The sequence below is a fragment of the Flavobacterium sp. genome (assembly GCF_965277525.1).
Lineage (GTDB): Bacteria > Bacteroidota > Bacteroidia > Flavobacteriales > Flavobacteriaceae > Flavobacterium.
Map to the genome: position 1 here is coordinate 1246659 of NZ_CBDIDC010000005.1, position 23217 is coordinate 1269875.

At 35.4% G+C, this 23217-nt stretch carries 19 protein-coding genes; 13 read left to right on the forward strand and 6 right to left on the reverse strand.

What is annotated here, in order from left to right:
• Positions 1-13 precede the first annotated feature (13 nt).
• From ACQY44_RS13795 to ACQY44_RS13805, 3 genes are all read left to right on the forward strand, one after another.
• Positions 14-775 carry an exodeoxyribonuclease III gene (locus ACQY44_RS13795; protein ID WP_428230907.1) on the forward strand — a complete coding sequence of 254 codons (762 nt, stop codon included), beginning with the start codon at positions 14-16 and terminating at the stop codon, positions 773-775.
• A 134-nt stretch (positions 776-909) separates the two neighbouring features.
• Positions 910-1854: an OmpA family protein gene (locus tag ACQY44_RS13800; RefSeq protein WP_428230908.1), complete on the forward strand. Its 945-nt coding sequence runs from the start codon at positions 910-912 to the stop codon at positions 1852-1854.
• 202 nt (positions 1855-2056) lie between these two features.
• Positions 2057-3094: an aldo/keto reductase gene (locus ACQY44_RS13805; RefSeq protein ID WP_428230909.1), complete on the forward strand. Its 1038-nt coding sequence runs from the start codon at positions 2057-2059 to the stop codon at positions 3092-3094.
• 101 nt (positions 3095-3195) lie between these two features.
• On the opposite strand, the gene ACQY44_RS13810 is transcribed toward ACQY44_RS13805, so the two are convergent.
• From ACQY44_RS13810 to panC, 5 genes are all read right to left on the reverse strand, one after another.
• Entirely contained in the window at positions 3196-5160 is a 1965-nt protein-coding gene (locus ACQY44_RS13810; RefSeq protein WP_428230910.1) for a transglycosylase domain-containing protein, read from the reverse strand.
• Positions 5161-5354: 194 nt separating this feature from the next.
• Positions 5355-6716: a DNA repair protein RadA gene (gene radA, locus ACQY44_RS13815; RefSeq protein ID WP_428230911.1), complete on the reverse strand. Its 1362-nt coding sequence runs from the start codon at positions 6714-6716 to the stop codon at positions 5355-5357.
• Positions 6716-7870 (reverse strand): alpha/beta hydrolase, encoded by a 1155-nt coding sequence (locus ACQY44_RS13820; RefSeq protein ID WP_428230912.1) that lies wholly within the window; start codon positions 7868-7870, stop codon positions 6716-6718. Before ACQY44_RS13820 ends, radA begins: the two co-directional genes overlap by 1 nt.
• A gap of 206 nt (positions 7871-8076) precedes the next feature.
• On the reverse strand, positions 8077-8427 hold the full coding sequence (panD, locus tag ACQY44_RS13825) for an aspartate 1-decarboxylase (protein WP_026727479.1): 351 nt from the start codon (positions 8425-8427) through the stop codon (positions 8077-8079).
• Positions 8428-8441: 14 nt separating this feature from the next.
• Positions 8442-9320 carry a pantoate--beta-alanine ligase gene (gene panC, locus ACQY44_RS13830; protein WP_428230913.1) on the reverse strand — a complete coding sequence of 293 codons (879 nt, stop codon included), beginning with the start codon at positions 9318-9320 and terminating at the stop codon, positions 8442-8444.
• 78 nt (positions 9321-9398) lie between these two features.
• On the opposite strand from panC, the gene ACQY44_RS13835 reads away from it, so the two are divergent.
• The 7 genes from ACQY44_RS13835 to ACQY44_RS13865 all read left to right on the forward strand — a co-directional run bounded on the left by ACQY44_RS13835 (position 9399) and on the right by ACQY44_RS13865 (position 20571).
• Positions 9399-10205 (forward strand): glycogen/starch synthase, encoded by an 807-nt coding sequence (locus tag ACQY44_RS13835; RefSeq protein WP_428230914.1) that lies wholly within the window; start codon positions 9399-9401, stop codon positions 10203-10205.
• A 21-nt stretch (positions 10206-10226) separates the two neighbouring features.
• On the forward strand, positions 10227-11939 hold the full coding sequence (locus tag ACQY44_RS13840; protein WP_428230915.1) for a DUF4270 domain-containing protein: 1713 nt from the start codon (positions 10227-10229) through the stop codon (positions 11937-11939).
• A gap of 10 nt (positions 11940-11949) precedes the next feature.
• Positions 11950-13800 (forward strand): glutamine--fructose-6-phosphate transaminase (isomerizing), encoded by a 1851-nt coding sequence (gene glmS, locus ACQY44_RS13845; RefSeq protein ID WP_428230916.1) that lies wholly within the window; start codon positions 11950-11952, stop codon positions 13798-13800.
• Positions 13801-14106: 306 nt separating this feature from the next.
• Entirely contained in the window at positions 14107-16899 is a 2793-nt protein-coding gene (locus tag ACQY44_RS13850; RefSeq protein ID WP_428230917.1) for a TonB-dependent receptor, read from the forward strand.
• 93 nt (positions 16900-16992) lie between these two features.
• Positions 16993-18462 (forward strand): SGNH/GDSL hydrolase family protein, encoded by a 1470-nt coding sequence (locus tag ACQY44_RS13855; protein ID WP_428230918.1) that lies wholly within the window; start codon positions 16993-16995, stop codon positions 18460-18462.
• A 232-nt stretch (positions 18463-18694) separates the two neighbouring features.
• Positions 18695-20206 carry a F0F1 ATP synthase subunit beta gene (gene atpD, locus ACQY44_RS13860; protein ID WP_099709938.1) on the forward strand — a complete coding sequence of 504 codons (1512 nt, stop codon included), beginning with the start codon at positions 18695-18697 and terminating at the stop codon, positions 20204-20206.
• An 83-nt stretch (positions 20207-20289) separates the two neighbouring features.
• Complete coding sequence (locus ACQY44_RS13865) at positions 20290-20571, forward strand: F0F1 ATP synthase subunit epsilon (RefSeq protein WP_428230919.1); 282 nt, start codon at positions 20290-20292, stop codon at positions 20569-20571.
• Between the two features lie 12 nt (positions 20572-20583).
• On the opposite strand, the gene ACQY44_RS13870 is transcribed toward ACQY44_RS13865, so the two are convergent.
• Complete coding sequence (locus ACQY44_RS13870) at positions 20584-20757, reverse strand: hypothetical protein (RefSeq protein WP_428230920.1); 174 nt, start codon at positions 20755-20757, stop codon at positions 20584-20586.
• A 107-nt stretch (positions 20758-20864) separates the two neighbouring features.
• Here ACQY44_RS13870 and ACQY44_RS13875 point away from each other — a divergent pair, with 107 nt between their 5' ends.
• From ACQY44_RS13875 to ACQY44_RS13885, 3 genes are all read left to right on the forward strand, one after another.
• On the forward strand, positions 20865-21041 hold the full coding sequence (locus ACQY44_RS13875; protein ID WP_428230921.1) for a hypothetical protein: 177 nt from the start codon (positions 20865-20867) through the stop codon (positions 21039-21041).
• A gap of 318 nt (positions 21042-21359) precedes the next feature.
• Positions 21360-21998, forward strand: a complete 639-nt coding sequence (locus ACQY44_RS13880; RefSeq protein ID WP_428230922.1) for an NAD(P)-dependent oxidoreductase — start codon at positions 21360-21362, stop codon at positions 21996-21998.
• A 78-nt stretch (positions 21999-22076) separates the two neighbouring features.
• Entirely contained in the window at positions 22077-23213 is a 1137-nt protein-coding gene (locus ACQY44_RS13885) for an aminotransferase class I/II-fold pyridoxal phosphate-dependent enzyme (RefSeq protein ID WP_428230923.1), read from the forward strand.
• Positions 23214-23217 lie beyond the last annotated feature (4 nt).

Below are 23217 nucleotides of genomic sequence, written 5' to 3' on the forward strand. Positions count from 1 at the left end.
TAAAAAAACACTGATGAAAATTATTTCTTATAATGTAAACGGAATCCGCGCCGCAATAACCAAAGGCTTTATCGAATGGCTGCAACATGCTAATCCTGATGTTATTTGCCTTCAGGAAATAAAAGCAACGGAGGAACAAATTCCCGTTGATGCTATTACCGCTGCCGGTTATCCGTATCAATATTATTACCCGGCTACCAAAAAAGGCTACAGTGGTGTAGCTATTTTATCTAAAATAAAACCGAATAATGTGGTTTACGGAACCGGAATTCAGCACATGGATTTTGAAGGTCGTAACCTTCGTGCTGATTTTGACGATTGCTCTGTAATGAGTTTATATCTTCCGTCAGGAACCAATATCGAAAGATTAGATCATAAATTTATGTTTATGGATGACTTTCAAACTTATGTTAACGAGCTAAAGCTAACAATACCTAATTTGATTATTTGTGGTGATTATAATATTTGCCATGAAGCTATCGATATTCACGATCCCGTTCGAAACAAAACCATTTCAGGATTTTTGCCTGCAGAACGTGCCTGGCTTGACGGTTTTATGAAATCCGGTTTTATTGACAGTTTCCGCCATTTCAACAAAGATCCGCATCATTATTCGTGGTGGAGTTACCGCGCCGGAGCCCGAGGAAATAATAAAGGCTGGCGTATCGATTATAATCTGGTAAGTGACTCTTTGCAGCACAGATTAAAACGTGCCGTGATTCTTCCGGATGCCGTACATTCAGATCATTGCCCGGTTTTAGTCGAAATTGAGTAAAGTTTGGTATTGTTCTTGTTGACGGAATAGCAAGTTTGAAAATTACGATACAGTTGGGATTTGGAATTTTTTCTAAATCCTGAGTATTTGGAATTTGTATTATTAATGCGCCCCAATAAAACCCAAAAAGTAAAATGATTAAAAAGGCCTCCATCGGATTATTAGTCATAGCCATGTCTATGACTTCTTGTGTATCCAAGAAAATTTACAACGATCTTGAAACAAAATATTCAGATCTTAAAAAAGAAAATCGTTCAATTGCAGATCAAAACACCGATTTGCAAAAATCAAAAAATCAGTTAGAATTAGAGCGCGATAATCTAACCAAAGATTTAAATGCGACAAAAGATGAATTAGCGAAACAAAAAGCTGATTTAGCTGCAGCGCAAAACAAATTTAAAGTTTTGCAGGATTCATACAATGCACTGGAAAAAAACAGTAATGATGCATTGGAGAAAAACATGGCTAAAAACCGCGAATTGTTAGCGCAGTTAGAAGCAAAATCTAAAAAATTAGCCGAAGAACAAGCGAGTCTTGATAAAACGGCAAGTCGCTTAAACGAACTTGAGGCTATGATTGCCGCAAAAGAAGAAGCAATGCGCAAACTAAAAGAGACTTTATCTAAAGCCCTAAACGGTTTTGAAGGTAAGGGTTTGACAGTTGAACAGAAAAACGGAAAAGTATATGTTTCGATGGAAAACAAATTACTTTTTAACTCAGGAAGCTGGGCTGTTGGAACTGAAGGTAGAAGAGCAGTTGTAGAATTAGGAAAAGTATTGGGTGATAATCCTGATCTTTCAGTTCTTATCGAAGGGCATACAGATGATGATCCGTATGCAGGTTCAGGACCAATTGCAAATAACTGGGACTTGTCTACCAAAAGAGCTACAGCAATTGTAAATATCTTAAGTGAAAATACAAAAATCAACAAACAAAAATTAACAGCAGCCGGTCGCAGCGAATTTTCTCCACTTGCAAGCAATGCAACTCCGGAAGGGAAAGCTAAAAACCGTAGAATCGAAATCATCCTAACACCAAGATTAGATGAAATTGCTGAAATGTTGAATAGTATAAACTAGTTTTTAGGAACAAAGGTTCAAAGGAACAAAGGCTCAGAGTTTTTTAACTTTGGGCTTTTGTTGTTTAATTTGCTAAAAGATATCTGCAGTTTAGAACCAAATGGAAACAATTTTGTAACTTTTTTAACTTTTGTGCTATTCTGCATTGGTTATTGCCTTTGTATCTTTGAACCTCTGCAACTTTGAACCTTAAAAAGAAGAAATGAAATACACGACACTACCCAACACCGACATAAAAGTTAGTAAAATAAACCTCGGAACAATGACTTTCGGGCAGCAAAACACGGAAGCAGAAGGACATCAGCAAATGGATTATGCCCTTGAAAGAGGAATCAATTTTTTTGATACTGCCGAAATGTATTCAGTGCCGGCTCGTGAAGAAACTTACGGAAGTACTGAAAAAATTATAGGTACCTGGTTTAAGAAAACCGGAAATCGCGAAAAAGTAGTATTGGCCTCTAAAATTGCAGGTCCAAATCCTAATTTTACCTATATGCGTGAAAAACCGGATTTCTCTCCTGAAAGTATTAAATATGCTTTAGAAAACAGTTTAAAACGCCTTCAGACAGATTATATCGACTTATATCAGATGCATTGGCCGGAAAGGGAAACGAATTATTTTGGACAACGTGGTTTTAAAGATTACGATGCTGTATGGGAAGATAATTTTAGAGAAATCCTTGAAACTTTTGATGGTTTAATAAAAGAAGGAAAAATAAAACACATTGGTGTTTCTAATGAGAATGCATGGGGAATGATGCGCCTTTTGGAAGAAAGTAAATATCAAAACCTGCCAAGAATCAAAACAATTCAGAATCCATATAATTTATTGAATCGCCTTTTTGAAGTTGGTTCTGCTGAAGTATGTAAATATGAAAATGTAGGTTTACTGGCGTATTCGCCTTTAGCGTTTGGCGTTCTAACCGGTAAATTTTTAACCGGAGAAGCACATCCAAATGCAAGAATCAATCTTTTCCCGCAATACACACGTTACAATAGTGAACAATGTACGCAAGCGACTAAGTTGTATCACGAAATCGCTAAAAAACACGGCTTGACATTGACAGAACTGGCAATGGGATTTGTATTGCAACAGCCCTTTTTAACCAGTGCCATTATCGGCGCAACAACAATGGAACAATTAAAAGAAAATATTGATACCATTGATGTGTTTTTATCAAAAGAGATTTTAACCGAAATTGCGGCAGTTCAGGCTATTATTCCTGATCCGGCTCCTTAATTAACAGGTTTAGAATAAACACAAATTCCACAAATTTTCACTAATCTAAAATGTGAAAGTTTGTGGAATTTTTTTATAAACGTTTTATGTAAAATCTGTGTTTACAAATCAAATTCATCTCCAATAGCTAAAGAATCTGCAGGAACTGCTGTAGAGTCCGGAGCTTTAATTCGTATTAACGAACGGGCATTTCCTGAAATATAAACCGGAAGTTGCCCAAGAGTATCTTCAGGAACTAAAAGTCCTCTGCGAAACATTAAATTCTTTAAGAATTTTTGATTCTTCAATGCATAATCCTTCAAATTTCCTTCATCATTAAATTGATACATGAATTTTCGGGGCTTTGGGATAATAGTGGCCAAATATAAACATTCGTCTACATTTAAAGCAGAAGGATTTTTCTGGAAATAAAAATGACTTGCTTCACCAATTCCGTATACATTTGGTCCCCATTCGATAATGTTGAAATATACTTCGAGCATTCTTTCTTTGCTTACCACACGATTATTCTCCAGAATATAAACCAGTAAAATTTCTTCCAGCTTACGCGAAAGAGTTTTTTCTCTGGTCAGGAATACATTTTTAATCAGCTGCATACTGATAGTACTAGCCCCGCGCGAGAATTTTTTGGTTCTTATATTCTTTAAAATAGATTGCTTGAAAGCTTCATTGATGAACCCGCGATGTGAGAAGAAAGACGGATCTTCTGTTGTTAGGACACATTTTCGTAAATAAGGCGAAATCTGATCTAATGGTGTGTAATTCGGATTCGCATTTCCAACCAAAACCGGGCGTTGTAATACGTTCTGGATGATAGCACGATATACAAATTCACCGTTTAATTTATTAAGGTCAGCTTCTCCGTATTTGGTGATTTTTAAATCTTCTTTGTTCAGTTTACTATCAAAAACTAACGTATTCGGTTTGTTTTTATTGAATTTGAAATCCAGTTTGTAGTCAAAATTTCCGGTTGCTTGCATTCCCTGAAAATGCGTAAACAGACCATCAGGCAATGAAACGATAAAGTCCTGCGCTTTCATTTTCGGGATATCCACTTTCAACGTGTAAATCGTATCTTTTTCAGTACTGTACGAAATATAAGGTTTCACTTTTATCTTATTCAGCTGCATTGTCGAAGTACTGTCTATCGAGATGAAGTTATCACCTAATAAAAAGCGATAATCAAAACGGGCATTTTTAATAACGACATCTTTGCTTGCAATTTTTGAGTGATTGATTTTTAAATTGGTGATGGAGGTAAAGCCATCAATATGCAATTCGCTTCCGTCTTTCTCTATGTTTTGAACATTCAGGCGAATGGAATCAAAACTGGCTTTTAAATTATAACGTTCGTCTAAATACGGAACCCGGATTGCACCTGTATCCAAATTGAAGAAACGAATATCTGCTTTTTTATTTCTCGGGTCTGCAAATCCTTTAATATTCCAGCGCTGATCAAAATCTTTGCTTTGAACATGAAGATTGGTTTCGAGTTGTTTGTTGTCTAAAACGAGTTTATTTACAGCAATAGAAGTCTTTTTACCATTATCATCGATCCTGAAATTCAGATGCTCCAGTTTCATGTCTGTTGGAACCAGATTCAGTAATTTTGAAATAATTCGATACGCAAAAGTAGCATATTTGCGTTTTTCATTTTTATCAGAGTCGGCTTTGTCTTTTTTCAGAAAAGCATCAAAATTACGGATGTTTCCTTTTTTGACCAATTGTATATAACCGTTGTTGACTTTTAAAGTTCCTATCTGAACATTGCCAATCAATAAATTAGACAAACTAATGCTGGTTTCTATTTTCTGAATGTGGCATAGTGTGTCGGCATTATTAGGAACCAAAATTACGTCGGTCAGTTTAATGCCTGACAAACCATCAAACGAGGCTGATTTTACAGAAAAAGTACTGTTGTATTCGGTGTTCATTTTAGATTTTACTTTCGAAATAGCCTGTTTTAAAAGTGCATCACGAAAAAAGTAGAAACCTAAAAAAAGCACTACCAATACTATTACGAGTATTAGAAGTGCTTTGTATATTTTTTGTTTTGGAAATTTCATAAAGTTAATTTCATAAAAAATTAAGGAATGTTCGCTTTGTGAACATTAGTTTTTACTACGAATTTTACTAATTTCCCGAATTATACGTAGCATTAACATATGAATTTGAATTAAATTTAAATAAAAATTCGTTTTTAATTTGTGTAATTGCTTCACCTGTTCGCTATCGCTCGAGTCGTGGCAAAAAAATAAGATTACCCAAAAAGAATGCCTGCTACATCTTCAATTTTAGCTACAAGCTCAATTTTGATTCCGGTGTTTTTTAAAGCAATTTTGTTGTACTTAGATACAAAGATAGTAGTGAAACCTAGTTTCTCGGCTTCCTGAATACGTTGATCCACGCGATTTACAGGTCGAATTTCTCCGGAAAGCCCAACTTCGCCAGCAAAACAGAAGCCTTTTGTTACCGGAATATCTTCATTTGAAGATAAAATGGCGGCAACAACAGCCAGATCAATTGCAGGATCATCAACAGAAATTCCTCCGGTTACATTCAAAAAGACATCTTTTGCGCCTAAACGAAATCCGGCTCTTTTTTCTAAAACTGCCAAAATCATGTTTAAGCGTTTGGCATTATACCCTGTTGTGCTTCGTTGCGGAGTTCCATAAACTGCGGTACTTACCAGCGATTGAATTTCGATCATCAACGGACGCATGCCCTCCATGGTTGTAGCAATCGCGGTTCCCGACATTTCTTCGTCTTTGTGCGAAATCAAAATTTCTGAGGGATTGCTTACTTCTCGCAAACCGCTGCCTAACATTTCGTAAATTCCAAGTTCTGCTGTTGAGCCAAAACGGTTTTTTAGAGAACGTAAAATTCGGTAAACGTGGTTTCGGTCGCCTTCAAATTGTAAAACGGTATCGACCATATGTTCCAGGATCTTTGGTCCCGCGATGTTTCCGTCTTTGGTAATATGTCCGATTAAAATAACCGGAATGTTTGTTTCTTTGGCAAACTTGATGAGTTCGGCAGTAGTTTCTCTGATTTGGGAAATACTTCCGGCTGTTGATTCGATATAATCTGTGTGTAAAGTCTGGATCGAGTCGATAATAACAATCTCAGGCTGAATCGCTTCAATTTGTTTGAAAATATTTTGCGTTTTAGTTTCTGTCAAAATATAACAATTGTCGCTGTTGGGCGTGATTCTTTCGGCACGCATTTTTATTTGTTTCTGACTTTCTTCTCCGGAAACGTATAAAGTTTTGTAAGGTAATTTTAAAGATATCTGAAGTAAAAGTGTGCTCTTTCCAATTCCAGGTTCACCCCCCAAAAGGGTTAAAGATCCCGGAACGATTCCACCCCCTAAAACACGATTTAATTCGCCATCAGTTGTATCCATACGGATTTCCTGAGCAGAATCGATCTCATTGATTTTTAAAGGGCGCGGAGCTTTTCCGTTTGAAGTCGGTTCGCTTTTCCAGGCTACTTTTTCCTGCTTCTGAATGATTTCTTCAGCAATAGTATTCCATTCTTTGCAGGCATTGCATTGCCCTTGCCATTTGGCATATTGGGTTCCGCAGTTCTGGCAGAAAAAGGAAGTTTTAACTTTTGACATTATTTACCGGTTTTTGCAAGTGTATTCATCTGGTCGATTTTCTCGTACATCAAGTCTTTGTTCAAATCGCCAATAGGCTCCATTTGAGAAGCATTTTGGTATTTTTTTGAAGCCCTTTTCGGATCTCCCATTTTTTCATACATCAATCCCAGCTCATATTCACCTAACATGGCTTTTGGATAATTAACATTTCCAATTTCTGCCATTTTACCTAATTCATCATAAGCTTTGTTTCTTAGGATGATGTTTTCGATTACTTTAAAATCACTCATTCTAACCGGAATCTTAACTCCCATAACTTTAGACATAGTGGTGTATTTATTTTCCAGATAATCAGCATATCCTGTTTGTAGAATCGCAATTTTGTCATTGTATTCAGCAGAATTAATAGGTTTGTAAACTTCGAAAATATGATATAAGGCACTTGGAATCGAATGTAAAACCTCTGTATAATGCGTTGTACCTTTAAATAAATCATATTTATAGTTTACTAACGGATTATTAGCGATTTTAATATTGCTGTCTAATTTTTCTATTGGTTCTTTGATCTTTTTGATGTCACCATCTGCTGCAGACAGGTAGTAAAAGAATGGCTCCTTGATTTTAGCGAATTTCTCCGGAATGCGAACTTCCATTTTAGGTGCCAATTCCGGACTTAAACAAATGTAAGCGTTAAAAAGAGGTGTTTCTTTATACAAATAGAAGTTGATAAAACTTGCTGTTATATCATGACCGGCAATAATTCTGAAAGGTGTTGTACGGTATTTCTTTTCAATATAGGGAACCAATTCAGCTCCAATAAACTCAAAAAATTGTGCACCTTTCTCAAAAGGCAATCCATTATTCTGGTCAGTGGTAGTATCTTCGAAACGTTCGCCGTCTTTATTTTGATGAACACCTATGATAATCATTTCAGGTAAATCGTCCCAATAGACTCCATAACTTATGGCTCCTGAAAAGGGATCAAATAAATAATCTCCGTCTAATAAGTATAAAACAGGATATTTTTTTTCAGGATTGGCTTCGTAAGAAGCAGGAAGTCCGATGGTTATTCTTCTTTCTTCTCCCAGTTTGACAGATTGAATGTTGTCGAATTTTTTCTGTGAAAAGGCAGAAATTGAAATTAAAATAAATAGTAAGTAAACTTTTTTCATGATTTGGGCATTTCAGTGAATTGAAAAGTATTGAAATAGTGTAGCAATATAATACTTTATTTGCTTTTTTGTTTATGTAGGAATTTAAAAAAAGCAACGAAGTTGTGGGGCCTTAGATCTATTTTGATTTAGGTAAAAGAGGATTTGTTTGTTCAAAAAATAATTTTTGACAAAGAAAAGAGGATTACAAGGTGTAAAATGAAAGCTTAGGTCAGTGAGTTATCGTTTTCATTAGGGAAAATGATCCATGGTTTGAAGGTTTTTGCTTCTTCAAATTCCAGGGTTGCATAAGATATAATGATAATGATATCGTCTTTTTGAACTTTTCTGGCAGCAGGCCCATTCAGCGTGATCTCGCCTGAATTTTTCTCTCCTTTTATGGCGTAAGTTTCAAAACGCTCGCCATTATTGATATTTACAATAGATACCTTTTCACCTTCAATAATATTTGAGGCTTCCAGTAATGTTTCATCAATAGTAATACTGCCAATATAATTTAAATCAGCTCCAGTTACTTTTACTCGATGAATTTTTGATTTTATAACTTGAATTTGCATGTTGCAAAGGTAAATTAATTTAATGAAATGGTGTCAATCAACCTTATATTATTAACAAATACTGCAATAAATGCACGGTAGTTTTTGTCTTTACTTTTATGATCAATCGGTAATAATGTAGATTCGTCAGCAATTACAAAATATTCAAGGTCAAATCTCTCGTTGTCTTTGAAAGAATTTTCTACGAATTTAATAGTTTCTTCGGGACTGCTGGTTTTGAATATTTCTTTTGCTTCGGTGAGTGTCTTATATATTATAGCAGCTTCTTTTCGTTCTTCAGGAGTCAATCGCTCGTTTCGGGAGCTCATGGCCAACTGATTGTCTTCTCTGAAAATAGGACAACCCACTACATTTACTGGTAAGTTGGTTTTTTCGACCATTTTCTTTACAATTTGCAATTGTTGAAAATCTTTTTCTCCAAAATAAGCATTTGTTGGAGTGACAATCTCGAACAAACGTTTTACAATGGTGCCAACTCCGTTAAAATGTCCCGGTCTGAATTTTCCTTCCATTTGATTTTCCAGTCCGTCGAAATCAAATGACTGCGAAATGGTATGTCCTTCGTAAATATCATCTACAGAGGGTGCGTATAAAATCATTTTGTCACTTAAGTTGCGCATTTTTTTTACGTCTTCTTCAAGCGTTCTTGGATATTTTTCAAGATCTTCTGGATTGTTAAATTGGGTTGGATTGACAAAAATACTCACAACTGTATCGTCGTTTTCTTTAATAGATCTTTGCATTAACGCCAGATGACCTTGGTGTAAAGCGCCCATTGTTGGTACAAATCCGATGGTTGAATTTGTGGTTTTGATAGTTTTTAAATAGGCTATCAGAGCTACTTTACCGTAGAAAATATGCATGGCAGTATTATTAAAATTTAGTGCAAACATAATATATTAGTTATAAACTGCATAAATTTTTGTAATTTTGCAACGTTTTTATTACCAAAAATTAAGTAAAATACTATTATGAAAGATAAGAGGATATTATATGTATCATCTGAAGTCGTGCCTTATTTGGCTGAAAATGAGGTTTCTTTAATGTCTTATGACGTTCCAAAAATGATCAACGATCAGGGAGGCCAGATAAGAATTTTCATGCCAAGATATGGAAATATCAACGAAAGAAGACACCAGTTGCATGAAGTTATTAGACTTTCAGGAATGAATTTGGTAGTGAATGACTTAGATATGCCGTTGATTATCAAGGTGGCTTCAATTCCAAAAGAAAGAATTCAGGTTTATTTTATTGATAACGATGAATATTTTAAACGTAAAGCAACTTTTGCTGACGAAGAAGGAGTTCTATATCCTGATAACGACGAAAGAGCGATATTTTTTGCTAAAGGAGTTGTTGAAACGGTGAAAAAACTAAATTGGGTTCCGGATATCATTCACGTTCATGGTTGGTTAGCTGCAATGTTGCCAATTTATATGAAGCACTATTATAAGAATGAAGCTTTATTTTCTGAAACTAAAATTGTTACCTCTGTTTATGGGCAATCTTTTGATGAAAATCTCGATTTAGAAATGATAAATAAGGTAAAATTTGATGGCGTGCCTCACGAAGCCATCTCGGATTTAGAAACGCCTAATTACGAAAATATCTTAAAAGCTAGCATATTACACTCTGATGCTGTGATTATAGCGTCTGAAAATGTATCCCCAAGTTTAACAAAATTTATAGAATCTTCAGGAAAACCTTTTTTACCTTTCGCCACGAAAGATGCGTTCGCTGAAGCGTATACAAATTTCTATAAAACGATGGGTCTTTAAAATTTAACATTATTATTAAACATGTATAATACTTCTTTTATTAAGAAAATTCTATTAGTAGCAACAGTTGTCCTTTTATATTCTTGTGATAAAGATTTTAATGCGATTGGAGATGGTTTGATCGGGGACGATCATTTTGGTCTTGAGTCTGAAAAATATGATGTTTTAGCGTATAATCAGGAAGTAACTCCGGTTCAGTCAAACGGATTGACAGTTAATGGTTTGGGTATTTATGATAATTCAGTTTTTGGAACCAATACATCGAATTTTGTGTCTCAGGTTGCTTTGGCAGTAGATGCACCGACTATTGGTGAGGCTCCGGAAGTAGAAAGTGTAGTACTTAGTATTCCGTATTTTTATCATATAACTGCTGCAGATCCTAAAGGAGGTAATGTTTATGCGTTAGATTCTATTTATGGAGATCCTAAGGGGAAAATTAAATTAAGTGTTTACGAGTCAGGAGTTCAGATGCGCTCTTCTTATTTTGATGGAGGTTCGCAATTTGCTCAATTGTATTATACAGATCAGGATTCAGGTACAGATGCTATCAATTTTGATACAAGTAAAATTGGAGCAAGATTAAATGATGATACTGATCCGGCACAAAATGATGCCTTCTTTTTTAGTGCTGCACAAAGAAAAGATTCAACAGTAGTCGATGCAGCTGCTGCTGTAAAAACATATACTTATACTTATGTAGCGCCGGAAATGCGTTTGAATCTGAATAAAACATTCTTTTTAAACAAAATTCTAAAAGCCCCGGCTTCAAAACTTTCTTCTGCTGCTATTTTTCAGGAATATTTTAGAGGTATATATTTTAAAGTAGAAAAATCCGGAAGCAGCCCGTCAAATTTGGCATTATTAAATTTTGCTGCCTCTAATGGTAAAATCACGATTAAGTACAAAGCTAAGACTGCTATTACTACAGATCCTGATGAAACGATGGAGGATAAATCATTAGTTATTAATTTAAACGGAGCTCAGGCTAGTTTGTATCAGGATAATAAAAATCCTGTTTATGCAAATGCAGTAGCAAATAGAAATTACAAAACCGGAGATGAAAGACTTTATTTAAAGGGAGGTCAGGGTTCGCTTGCTGTGATTAAGCTTTTTGGTCAAACGGATTTAATAAGTTATAGTGACGACGGAGTTTTAGTAAATAGTCCGAATGGTGTTCCTGATCAATTAGATGAAATTAGAAATAATATTAAATATAAAAAGTGGTTAGTTAATGAAGCTAATTTTGTTTTTTCTATTGATTCAGATAAGATGGCCGGGGCTTATGAGCCAAAAAGAATTTATCTATATGATTTAGATAATAATTTACCGATTGCAGATTATTTATCAGATGGAACTTCAAGTATTACAGCTGATGCTAAAATGACTAAAGTTATTTATAGTGGGATCATTAATGTAGATGCTACTACAAAAAGAGGTACAACATACAAAATTAGGTTAACGAGTCATATTCGTAATCTTATAAAAGATGCAACTGTAAAGAATGTGAGATTAGGTTTAGCGGTGACCGGAGATATTAATACAATAACTTCAGGTAAATTGAAAAATAGAATCTTAATTGATTCTGATAAGCCAACTGAATACTTTTCAGATGCTCCAAGATCTTCAATAATGAGTCCATTAGGGACGATATTGTTTGGAGGGAGTATTCCTTCAACTGATGCAAATTATGCTAAAAGACTACAGTTGCAAGTTTACTACACGAAACCAAATTAATAAATAATATATGTGTGGAATTGTTGGATATATCGGTCATAGAGAGGCTTATCCTATTGTTATAAAAGGGCTAAAGCGACTCGAATACAGAGGTTATGATAGTGCCGGTGTCATGTTATATGATGATGAAACTGGTGTAAAAGTTTGTAAAACAAAAGGTAAAGTTTCAGATCTTGAAGCTAAAGCCAAAGATAATTTTAATACAAGTGGTACTATAGGAATAGGTCATACACGTTGGGCGACACACGGGGTGCCAAATGATGTAAACTCTCATCCGCATCTTTCTAATTCTGGAGAATTGGTCATCATTCACAATGGAATTATTGAGAATTATGCCCCTCTTAAAGAAGAGTTAATCAAAAGAGGGTATACTTTTAAATCAGATACTGATACTGAAGTTTTAGTGAACTTAATTGAAGAAGTTCAAAAGAAAGAAGGATTAAAATTAGGTAAGGCTGTTCAGATTGCTTTGAATCAGGTAGTGGGTGCTTATGCAATTGCTGTTTTTGATAAAAAAAATCCAAACGAAATTGTTGCCGCGCGATTAGGTAGTCCGTTAGCAATTGGTGTTGGTGAGGGAGAATATTTTATTGCTTCTGATGCTTCACCTTTTATTGAATATACTTCAAATGCTATTTATCTTGAAGATGGTGAGATGGCAAACATTAGATTGCACAAGCCTCTTAAAGTTAGAAAAATCAAAGATGACTCTTTAGTTGATCCTTATATTCAGGAGCTTCAAATGAATTTGGAGCAAATTGAAAAAGGGGGTTATGATCATTTTATGCTTAAAGAAATCTACGAACAGCCAAGTGTTATAAAAGACACTTACAGAGGTAGGCTTCACGCTAATCAGGGAATTGTTCAGATGGCTGGTGTTGAGGATAATTTGGAAAAATTCTTAAACGCCAAACGTATTTTAATCGTTGCTTGTGGTACATCATGGCATGCAGGTTTGGTAGCAGAGTATATTTTTGAAGAATTTACCCGTATTCCGGTAGAAGTAGAATATGCTTCTGAGTTTAGATACAGAAACCCAATTATCAACAAAGACGATGTTGTCATTGCAATTTCTCAATCTGGAGAAACAGCTGATACTATGGCGGCTATTAAGTTGGCTAAAGAAAACGGAGCTTTTGTTTTTGGAGTTTGTAATGTTGTTGGTTCTTCTATTTCAAGAGAAAGTCATGCAGGTGCTTATACACATGCAGGTCCGGAAATTGGTGTAGCTTCAACGAAGGCCTTTACCACTCAGATCACAGTTTTAACGATGATTGCGCTGAGATTAGGGAAAGCAAAAGGGACTTTGTCAAATCCTGATTTTCACGCTTACTTACAGGAATTAGAATTAATTCCGGAAAAAGTAGCTGAAGCATTAGAAACAAATGAGAGAGCAAAAGAGATTGCTGCAGCTTTCAAAGATGCGCCAAACTGTTTGTACTTAGGTCGTGGGTATAACTTCCCGGTAGCATTAGAAGGAGCTTTAAAACTTAAGGAGATCTCTTATATTCATGCTGAAGGATATCCTGCTGCAGAAATGAAACACGGGCCGATCGCTTTGATTGATGAGCATATGCCAGTTATTGTTATTGCACCTAAGCAAGGGCACTACGACAAAATTGTAAGTAACATTCAGGAAATAAAATCAAGAAGTGGTAAAATTATCGCTGTAGTTACTAAGGGCGATACTCAGGTTCGTGAATTAGCGGATTATGTAATTGAAATTCCTGAAACTTCAGATGCATTATCACCGTTGATTACGACGATACCATTACAGTTACTTTCTTATCATATAGCTGTGATGAGAGGCTGTAATGTTGATCAGCCGCGAAACTTAGCAAAATCAGTTACTGTAGAGTAGATTTTATTAAAATATTTTATATGTTAAAAAAGCGAGATTTATATCTCGCTTTTTTTTATTGTCAGATTTTTTTTCTTTGTGTTATATTTTTATTAAATCCTCATTTTTTTTGATTAAAAATTATATGTGTGCATAGTATTTTGGGTTTTGTAGTTTGTTATTTGATTTTAATCTAACAAAACCCATTGATGAATAGTTAAAATTGTAACTAATTTTATATAGAATATTTATTTTTTTTAACATTTTTTTATTAATATTAAAAATATTTGTATTTTGGCTAGATAAACTAACCAAAAACAAACCTAAATGAGAGTATATTTACTAATTATGTTGTTGTTCAGCGGAATATCCTTTGCGCAGAATACAATTACTGGTTCTGTTACTGATGGTAACAAACAATCTATTCCTGGTGCTAATATTAGTATTGTAGGAGATCGAAGCGGTACTTCAACCGATTTTGACGGTACATTTAAATTGAGTACTGCTGTTAAATTGCCTTTTACAATTAAAGTATCGGCAGTTGGATTTGAAACTAAAACAATCAGTGTCACATCGGTCAGCCAAAAAGTGAATGTGACTTTAAAAGACGAAGAAACCAAACTAAACGAAATTGTAGTTTCTGCTTCCAGAACACCTGAAAGGGTAATTGAATCGCCTGTTACCATTGAAAGAATGGGAATTCAGGAAATTAGAAGTACCACTGCTCCCACTTTTTATGATGGTTTAGAAAATTTAAAAGAAGTAAACTTCAATACGAGTAGTATTTCTTTTAAATCTATAAATACACGCGGTTTTGCCTCTGTGGCCAATACACGTTTTATGCAGTTGGTGGACGGAATGGATAATTCTTCCCCGGCATTAAACTTCGTGTTAGGAAATCTGATCGGGATCTCGGATTTAGATGTAGCAAATGTCGAACTTTTGCCAGGGGCATCTTCTGCATTATATGGTGCAAATGCTTTTAATGGTATTTTGTTTATGAATAGTAAGAGTCCTTTTACGGATGAAGGAATTAGTGTTTATTATAAATATGGGCAAACAACCCAGAAAGCTGCAGGAACTAACGACTATAATGATTTTGGGATAAGAGCGGCAAAAGCATTTACAAAACATTTTGCATTAAAAGCCAACTTCACATATATGGAGGCGACAGAATGGATTGCTGCTGATACAAGAAGTATGACTGGTGGTTCTGTAGGTCATGCCAATAATCAAAACTATGATGGATTGAATATTTACGGTGACGAGGTAACTACTTTTATCCCAAATGTAGGACAGGTAAGCAGAACGGGATATCGTGAGCAAGATTTGACAGATAATAAAGTAAAAAATGTAAAAGCAGATTTTTCTGCTCATATAAAACCTTTTGCTGATGACACTGAGATTATCATGCAATATAAAATTGGTTTGGGGAGTACCATTTATCAAGGCGCCAATAGGTATGCTTTAAAAGATTTCATGATGCAGCAAGGAAAAATCGAAGTAAAAGGAAAAAATTTCTTTGCGAGAGTATACGCTACTGATGAAGATGCCGGAAATTCTTATGATATGAGATTCGCTGCCTGGAACGTAAACAGGGCTGCGAAGTCAGATCAGGAGTGGTTTACAAATTATGCAACAGCGTATCAGTTATCTGGTGCTGTGATGGGAACAAATGCAAATGAATCTGCTGCAATTGCCAGAAATTTTGCAGATTATAATGTACTTCCTGCTGCTATTTCATTTATCCCAAAACCTACAGGTTCGGCTAGGTTTGAGCCGGGATCCGCTCAATTTAATAGTGCGCTTGCAAAGGTTATTTCAAATCCGGATTTAACTCAGGGAGCTAAATTTATCGATCACTCAAAATTGTATCACTCTGATGTGAATTACAATTTTAGAGATATGATTAAATGGGCAGAAGTTCAGGTAGGTGGTTCCTGGAGAGAGTATGTAATGGATTCTGAAGGAACAATTTTTACAGATTATAATGGGCCGATTAGTTATAGAGAATACGGTGCATACGGTCAATTGACTAAAAAATTCCTGGATGACAGATTAAAATTCACCGGATCTTTGCGTTACGATAAAAGTCAAAATTTTGATGGGAATGTTTCTCCAAGAGTTTCATTTGTGTATTCTGCAGGAGAATCCAGAAGACATAATTTCAGATTGTCTTATCAAACGGGTTTTCGTAATCCAACAACACAAGATCAATATATTGGTTTAGATTTAGGGCCGTTTGCTTTAATTGGTTCGGCTCCGGAAAATTTAGATCGTTTTCAGGAAACAGTAAATGTGAGTGCGGCAGGTCAGGCAATAGCAGGGCAACCTGCTACAATAGGGATGTCGGGTCAAAATGCGTATCATAATGCGTATACGGTAGCTTCTGTTCAGGCGTTTGCAGCTTCCGCAAATCCTGGTGATCTTCAGGTGGCGAATATTGGATTGGTGAAACCGGAACAGGTTCAGGCTTTTGAAGTTGGGTATCGTTCCGTTGTTCAAAATGATTTATCGATAGATCTAAATGTATATTATAATATTTATAATGATTTTATGAATACTGCGAGAGTAATATCTCCATACTATGGAACTGTAGGAACGGATTCTTCTAATCCTGCTGTACAACAAACCTATCAGGCATTAGCGTTTGGAGACAGAAGAGTGTATCAGGTTTATACCAATACAACTGCTCAGGTTTCTTCACTAGGTTTTGGAGTTGGTGTGTCTAAAAAGATTTATAAAGATTTTGAATTAGGGGTAAATTATAATTATGCTCAATTTGAGTTTAATCAAGCGGATGATCCAAGTTTCATAGCAGGTTTTAATACACCGAAACATAGAATCAAAGCGTCTCTTGGAAATGCTAAAGTGATTAAAAATTTAGGTTTTAATGTTAATGTGAGATGGAATACGGAGTACTTATGGCAATCTTCCTTCGGGGATGGAATCGTTCCGGAAAACACAGTTCTTGATGCTCAGGTGAATTATGCTTTTCCAAAACTGAAATCAGTTATTAAAGTTGGGGCAACGAATCTTTTTGGATCAGATTATATTCAGGTAATTGGAGCCGGAGCAATTGGTCAGCAATGGTTTGTTTCCTGGACAATTAATCCATAATCATACGAAGTAGTGAGATGAAGCAGGTTCTTTCTTTTTAATTTTTTCTAAATAAAATAATCAGAAAGAGGTAATAATTTTAAACTTAATAACATGATAAAAAATATGAAATGGCTATTATTGGTTTCCTTAACCTTGGTAGCGTGTAATAATGATGATAGTAGTGATACTCCGGCAGAAGTGCCGGTTGTTCCCGGGTCCGCGGTTTTTACGAAATACATTGCGCTTGGCGATTCTTTTGCAGCAGGTTATAGTGATAACGCTCTTTTCAAAAAAGGACAGGAAGGGTCTTATACGAATATTATGGCGCAACAGTTTGTTGCTGCCGGAGGGGGCGCTTTTGCTACTCCGTTGATGAACGACAATCTGGGCGGATTGCTCCTGGGCGGGAATGTTGTAGCTGCAACACGTTTGTATTTTAACGGCCAGGCTCCGGTTAATGTTTCCGGAAAGCCAACGACAGAAGTAACAGCACATCTTACGGGTACATTTGGCAATTTGGGAGTTCCCGGAGCAAAAAGTTTTCATTTGATAGCGCCTGGTTACGGAAATGTTGCGGGAGTTGCGAGCGGTGCTGCAAACCCATATTTTGCTCGTTTTGCCAGTTCGCCTTCAACTACAATTTTAGCCGATGCGTTAGTGCAAAATCCAACATTCTTCTCTTTGTTTATTGGAGGGAATGATGTTTTAGCTTATGCAACTTCAGGAGGAATTGGAAAAGATCAGACAGGAAATATGAATCCGGCTACTTATGGAAGTAGTGATATTACAGATCCAACTGTTTTTGCAAGTGTTTATTCCAATTTGGTTACGAGTCTGACGGCAAAAGGAGCAAAAGGAGTGGTGGCTAATTTGCCTTACATTACAACTTTGCCTTATTTTACTACAGTTCCTTTTAATCCGGCTCCGCTTACGGCTGCTTTGGCTACTCAATTAAATGCAGGTTATGCGGTTTATAATGGAGGCTTAAAACAAATGGTTGCCAATAAATTATTAACTCAGGAAGAAGCAACAAGGAGAACAATAAATTTTATAGCGGGAAATAATGCTGTGGTTGTTGTGGATAGTTATTTAACGAATCTTGCGGCTTACGGTCTTCCTTCTTATAGACAAGCAACTAAAGAGGATTTGGTAATTTTGTCAGCCAGAACATTTATTGGAACCACAGTTGGAGGAGATGCAACAAAAGTAAATGGGCTTTCAGTACCATTGGCTGATAATTGGGTGTTGACCAAAGACGAAATTGCCGAAGTAAAAAAAGCGACAGATGCTTATAATGTAACAATTAAAAAAATTGCAGATGAAAAAGGTTTGGCTTTTGTAGATACAGGTGCTGTGATGACACAGTTGTCCAGCGGAGGGGTTCGTTTTGGGAACTTTACCATGTCGTCTACTTATGTAACGGGTGGAGCTTTTTCTTTAGATGGAGTGCATCCAAGTGCAAGAGGCTATGGTTTAATAGCCAATATTTTTATAGATGCCATTAATGCAAAATATGAATCTACGTTGCGTCATGTTGATTTGGGATTATATCCAATTCAATATCCGGCAACGATTCAGTAATGCCCATTTTTTTAGTACGAAAGTCACTCATTTCTAAAATGTAGTGGCTTTTTTTATTTAAATAAAAATTACTGTTTTCGGTATTTGAAGCCTTCCTTTTAGGAATCAAACAAAATCGTAGTATTTTTTATAAAAAAAATATTGATTTTATATTTTAAAAAATTATCTTTGCGCTCTGAAAAAAGAGGTATTTTCGATAAACCTAAATAGCTATTTAATAAATACATAAGTAATGTCAAAAGTAATAGGAAAAGTTGCTCAAATCATTGGACCAGTAGTTGACGTAGTTTTCAACGGTAAAGATGTTGAACTTCCAAAAATTTATGATTCACTAGAAATCACTAAAAAAGACGGAACATTGTTAGTTCTAGAAGTACAATCTCACATCGGTGAAAACACTGTGCGTACCATTTCTATGGACTCAACAGACGGTTTAAGCAGAGGATATGAAGTAGTTGGAACGGGTAATCCAATCCAAATGCCAATAGGTCCGGATGTATATGGAAGATTATTCAATGTAATTGGAGATGCAATTGATGGTTTAGGAAACTTGCCAAAAACAGGAGAAAATGGTTTGTCTATTCACAGACAAGCACCTAGATTTGAAGATCTTTCAACTTCATCAGAAGTTTTATTTACAGGTATCAAAGTAATCGATTTGATTGAGCCTTATGCAAAAGGAGGAAAAATTGGATTGTTTGGTGGTGCCGGTGTTGGTAAAACAGTATTGATTCAGGAGTTGATCAACAATATCGCAAAAGGTCACGGTGGACTTTCAGTATTCGCAGGAGTAGGTGAAAGAACACGTGAAGGAAATGACTTGCTTCGTGAGATGTTAGAGTCAGGAATTATAAAATATGGTGATGATTTCATGCACTCTATGGAAAATGGAGGATGGGATTTATCTAAAGTAGATATGCCAGGAATGAGAGAGTCTAAAGCTACTTTCGTTTTCGGACAAATGAATGAGCCTCCTGGAGCTCGTGCCCGTGTAGCACTTTCAGGATTATCTATCGCGGAATATTTCCGTGATGGAGCAGGAACTGATCAAGGTAAAGACGTATTGTTTTTCGTTGATAATATCTTCCGTTTTACACAAGCAGGTTCTGAGGTATCAGCACTTTTAGGACGTATGCCTTCTGCAGTAGGATACCAACCAACTTTGGCAACAGAGATGGGAGCTATGCAAGAGCGTATTACTTCTACAAACAAAGGATCTATTACATCTGTACAGGCGGTTTACGTTCCTGCGGATGATTTAACTGACCCTGCTCCTGCAACAACGTTTGCTCACTTAGATGCTACAACTGTATTGTCTCGTAAAATTGCTGAGTTAGGTATTTATCCTGCGGTTGACCCGTTAGATTCTACTTCAAGAATTTTGACTCCTCAAATCTTAGGAAATGAGCATTATGACTGTGCACAAAGAGTAAAAGAGATTCTTCAAAAATACAAACAATTGCAGGATATTATTGCGATCTTAGGTATGGAGGAATTATCTGAAGAAGATAAATTATCAGTATCAAGAGCACGTCGTGTTCAACGTTTCTTATCTCAACCTTTCCACGTAGCGGAGCAATTTACAGGGATTCCTGGAGTTTTGGTTGATATTAAAGATACCATCAAAGGATTCAACATGATTATCGACGGTGAGTTAGATCATCTTCCTGAAGCAGCTTTCAACTTGAAAGGTTCTATTCAGGATGCTATCGAAGCTGGAGAAAAAATGTTAGCTGAAGCTTAATATAATTATGAATTGTGAGTTATAAGTTTTTGAGTTTCTGCTCACTTATAACTCATAACTTATAACTCATAACTAAAAGAAAAATGATTTTAGAAATAGTATCACCAGAGGCAAAATTATTTTCAGGAGAAGTAACATCCGTTACATTGCCTGGAGTTGATGGAAGCTTTCAAATATTGAATAATCACGCTCCTATTGTTTCTATTCTTGAAAAAGGAACTGTAAAAATTGCAGCTCCGGGTTTTAATTTTTCTAAAGAAATAGCGAGTAAATTTACTAGAGTAAATGACCAAACTTATACATTAGAAATTGAGTCAGGTACTATCGAAATGAAAGACAATAAAGTAATTGTTTTAGTTGACTAAGACGATTAATATCTATAAAGAAAAGCCTGACTTAATCGTCAGGCTTTTTTGTGTTTTATCTGAAATAAAATAGCTTCCATTTTTTATCTCATTTTGTACTTCGCACTTTTCAGGCCCTCCAAAGGGTGATTTTGGAACATTGACTTGTTGCGCCATTTCTTCTTGCGAAATACATTTTATCCTCATGTTTTTTTTATAAGTATTTAATAGACAGAGGATTGTTTTGTTTTTTTGTCAGAAAATTAAGGAAATAATATATATTTGTAGTTCTATTAACATATAAAATATTTATTATGAAAAAAGTTTTTTTAGGAATGCTGGTAATAGCATTGGGTTTTGGGACGATGTCGCTAACTACAAGTTCTAATAATGATAGTAGAGTTTCAGTTAAAATTCAAAAAAAGATTGAAGCTTTAAATATTGTAGATGGCGTTACGCGTTCAGCTCCATGGAATAGTTGTTGCGAATAACCAATTACGGCTGTTGAACGTGATCTTATTGCACGTGGACTTCCAGTTACTACTAACTATGTAATTAATAGCACCACAAGTACTTCTGTGACCTATACAATTTATTAATATAAATAAAGGGTTTACTTCAAAATAAATTTAAATGTCATTTGCTGCGGTGAATGGCTTTTTTTTATTTATCAAAACCCGTATATTTGAACTATTAAAATCTCTTTATAAAATATTGATTATTTAATAAAAGCTCAGTAAGTTTTTATTGTTTCGTTTTATCCACTTGATAAAACGCAAATTGTTTATGTCGAATTTTATAAAGAATATATGAAAAATATACAAAAAGTTGCTGTTTTAGGCGGTGGCGGAAGAACTGGAAATTATATTGTAAACCAGTTATTAAAAGAAGGATTTAGCGTGAAACTTTTGCTGAGAAATCCAGACAACTTTACTCTTCAAAATCCGGAAATTGAAATCATCCAAGGCGATGCCCTTGATCTTGGATCTATACAAGTATTGCTTAAGGATTGCCAAGCCATTATTAGCACTATCGGACAACGTAAAGAAGAGCCTTTGGTCGCAAGTGTAGCAACAAAGAACATTTTGCAAGTAATGAATGACTACGGAATCCAGCGTTATGTTTTATTAGCGGGTCTTAATGTTGAGACTCCATTTGACAAAAAAAGTACCAAAACACAAATGGCGACCGATTGGATGAAAACCAATTTTCCGATAATTCAGGAAGACCGACAAAAAGCCTATAATTGGTTAGAACTAAGCAACGTAAATTGGACACAAGTTCGGGTTCCGTTTATTGAATTTACAGCTATAAGTTCTGAGATTTCTATAAGTCTGGAAGATTGCTTGGGAGATAAAATCAGTGCATTTGATATTGCGAAATTTATGGTTCGGGAAATGATTGACTCAAAATATATCAGACAATCCCCTTTTATAAGTGCAATTTAAAATCAGATTAAAAAGCAGCGGGCGATAACAAGTCCGCTGTTGATTTAATATCAACTTCAATTTCATAACTTTGCTTTTATGAAATTACCAGAAAATCTAATTCAAAAGCTTGAAAATCGTAAACAGAACAATTCGCTTAGGAAATTGCCTGTGTTTAATAATTTAATTGATTTTTCTTCTAATGATTATATTGGGTTTTCTAAATCCGAAACTATTTTTAAACAGACTCATGCCTGCTTATTAGAAAATGAAATTTTTCAGAATGGCGCAACGGGATCAAGATTAATTTCAGGGAACCATGCATTGTATCACATTGCTGAAACGTTTGTTGCTGCGTTTCATGACGCTGAATCGGCTTTAATTTTTAATTCGGGTTATGATGCCAATGTTGGTTTTTTTAGCGCTGTACCGCAGCGCAATGATGTTATATTGTATGATGAGCTAAGTCACGCATCTATACGGGACGGAATTGTAATGTCAAATGCAAAATCATATAAATTCAATCACAATGATTTTGAAGATTTAGAGCGCCTTATCTTAAAATTCCCTGATACAAATATTTATATTGTTACCGAAACCGTTTTTTCTATGGATGGAGATAGTCCGAATTTAGAAGAATTGGTTCAGCTCTCTGAGAAATTCAATTGTTATCTTGTCGTTGATGAAGCACATACTTTAGGTGTTTTTGGAGAAAAAGGGGAAGGATTAATGCAATACCTTCAATTGCATAACAGAATCTTTGCCCGAATTATGACTTTCGGAAAAGGTTTAGGTTGTCATGGTTCTGTGATTTTAGGAAGTACAGATCTTAAGGAATATCTGGTAAACTTTGCCCGAAGCTTTATTTATACCACCGGATTATCTCCTCATTCTGTAGCCACAATTTGGGTAGCTTATCAGCAACTGGAAGTTGAAAAAGAAACCATCGAAAAACTACGTCAGAATATTGTTTTGTTCAATCAACAAAAAAACGTACTGGGTTTAAAACCTATGTTTGTTCGAAGCAAATCTGCCATACAATCAGCAATTGTTCCGGGAAATGAAAACGTAAAACGATTGGCACAGCAACTTCAGGATAAAGGTTTTGATGTGAAACCAATTCTTTCGCCAACTGTTCCGGAGGGACAAGAGCGTTTACGTTTTTGCATTCATAGTTATAACTCTCAAGATGAAATTAACGAGATTTTAGAACTGTTAAGAGATTTTGTATTTTAGTTAA